This is a genomic window from Streptomyces sp. NPDC093598 (genome assembly GCF_044764825.1).
Taxonomy (GTDB): Bacteria; Actinomycetota; Actinomycetes; order Streptomycetales; family Streptomycetaceae; genus Streptomyces.
Genome location: NZ_JBIWIV010000039.1, coordinates 1 through 2,296, shown reverse-complemented (window position 1 = coordinate 2,296; position 2,296 = coordinate 1). Strand labels below are relative to the sequence as shown.

Below are 2,296 nucleotides of genomic sequence, written 5' to 3'. Positions count from 1 at the left end.
TCAAGATCCGCGGCTTCCGCATCGAACCCGGCGAGGTCGAGGCCGCGCTCACCGCCCACCCCGGCGTCGCCCAGGCCGCCGTCGTCGTCCGCGAGCGGGGTGACGCCAAGCAGCTCGTCGGCTACGCCGTGCCTGCCGCGCCCGGCGCGGTGGACACCGCCGAGTTGCGCGAGACGGTCGCCGCACGGCTGCCGGAGTTCATGGTCCCCGCGGTCCTGATGCTTCTGGACCGGCTGCCGCTGATGCCCAACGGCAAGCTGGACCGGGCCGCGCTGCCCGAGCCGGAGCTCACCGCCGGCAGCTACCGGGCGCCGCGCACGACCGCCGAGCAGACGCTGGCCGGCCTGTTCGTCGAGGTCCTCGGTGTGGAGCGGGTCGGCATCGACGACGACTTCTTCGCCCTCGGCGGGCACTCCCTGCTCGCCACTCGCCTGATCAGCCGGATCCGTACCGTCCTCGGCGCCGAGATCCCCATCCGCACGGTGTTCTCCGCGCCGACGGTGGCCGAACTGGCCGGGCACCTGTCGGCGGACATCGCGGTACGGCCGCCGCTGACCCGCGTCGAGGAACGGCCCGAGCAGCTGCCGCTCTCCTTCGCACAGCGCCGCCTGTGGTTCATCGACAAGTTCGAGGGCCCCTCGGCGACGTACAACATCCCGCTCAATCTGAGACTGACCGGGGAGTTGGACGTGGCCGCGCTGGCCGCCGCGCTGAACGATGTGGTGGCCCGGCACGAGAGCCTGCGCACCCTCTACGAGGAGGACACCGCCGGCATCCCGTACCAGCGGATCCTGCCGCCCGCCGAGGCCGTCCTGGACGTACCCGTGCTCGACCTCACCGATGGCGCCGAGGGTGCGCTCGAGGAGGCGATCGCCGAAAGCGCCCGGTACACCTTCGCGCTCGACCGCGAGATCCCGCTGCGCGCCCGCGTCCTGCGCACCGGCGAACGAGAGCACGTCCTGTCGCTGCTGCTGCACCACATCGCCGGGGACGGCGAGTCCATGGCGCCGTTGATCCGCGAGGTGTCCGCCGCCTACGCGGCCCGCCGCGAGGGACGGGCGCCCGGTCTGCCCGAGCTGCCCGTTCAGTACGCCGACTACGCCCTGTGGCAGCGCGACCTGCTCGGCGAGGCCGACGACGAGGACGGGGTGCTCGCCGAACAGTCCGCGTACTGGAAGAACGAACTGGCCGGCATCCCGCAACCGTTGCAACTGCCCACCGACCGGCCGCGTCCGCCGCGTGCGAGCCACCACGGCGACATGATCGAGTTCCTGGTGGAGCCGGAACTCCTCGCCGCCGTCGAGGAACTGGCCCGCACCCGCGACGTGACCGTGTCGATGGTGATGCAGTCGGTGCTCGCGGTCCTCCTGCACCAGCTCGGTGCGGGCGACGACATTCCGATCGGCTCGCCGATCGCGGGTCGCACCGACGACGCCCTGGACGGTCTGATCGGCTTCTTCGTCAACACCTGGGTGCTGCGCGCCGAGCTGGCCGGCAACCCCACCTTCGACGAGCTGATCGCCCAGGTGCGTGAGAAGGCACTCGGCGCCTACGCCAACCAGGACGCCCCGTTCGAGCGGCTTGTGGAGCTCCTCAACCCGGACCGCTCCACCGCCTACCACCCGCTGTTCCAGACGATGTTCGCCTGGCAGAACTTCGCCCAGGCCGATCTGCAGCTGCCCGGACTGCGCGTGGATTTCGTGCCGGTGGTCACCGGTACCGCCAAGTTCGACCTGTTCTTCAACCTCACCGAGGTCACCACAGCAGCCGGCCGCGAGGCCCAGGGCCTGATCGAGTACGCCACCGACCTGTTCGACCGGCCGACCGTGGAGGAGCTGGCGAACCGATTCCTGCGCGCCCTGCGCGGCCTGGTCGCCGACCCGTCGGCGCCGGTGAAGCAGGTCGACGTGCTCTCGGCGGCCGAGCGGGAACTCGTCCTGAGCGGCCACAACGCCACCCAGGTGCCGATCCCGGTGGTGACGGTGCCGGGTCTGTTCGAGGAGCAGGTGGTCCGGGACCCGGATGCGGTCGCGGTGGTGTGTGAGGGGGTGGAGTTCTCCTACGGTGAGCTCAATGCGCGGGCGAACCGGCTGGCGCGTGAGCTGGTGGGCCGTGGGGTGGGGCCGGAGAGTGTGGTGGCGGTCGCCCTGCCGCGGTCGGCGGATCTGGTGACGGGTCTGCTGGCGGTGCTGAAGGCGGGGGGTGCGTATCTGCCGGTCGACCCGAAGTATCCGAGCCACCGTCTGGCGCACATCCTCGAGGAGGCCGGACCGGTTCTGGTCCTCACCGACAGCGT

1 protein-coding gene is annotated in these 2,296 nt (G+C 71.1%); it reads left to right on the top strand.

The window, feature by feature from the left end; all coding sequences use genetic code 11:
- On the top strand, positions 1 to 2,296 hold a 2,296-nt coding region (locus ACIRDU_RS38595), incomplete at both ends, for a condensation domain-containing protein (protein WP_403588900.1).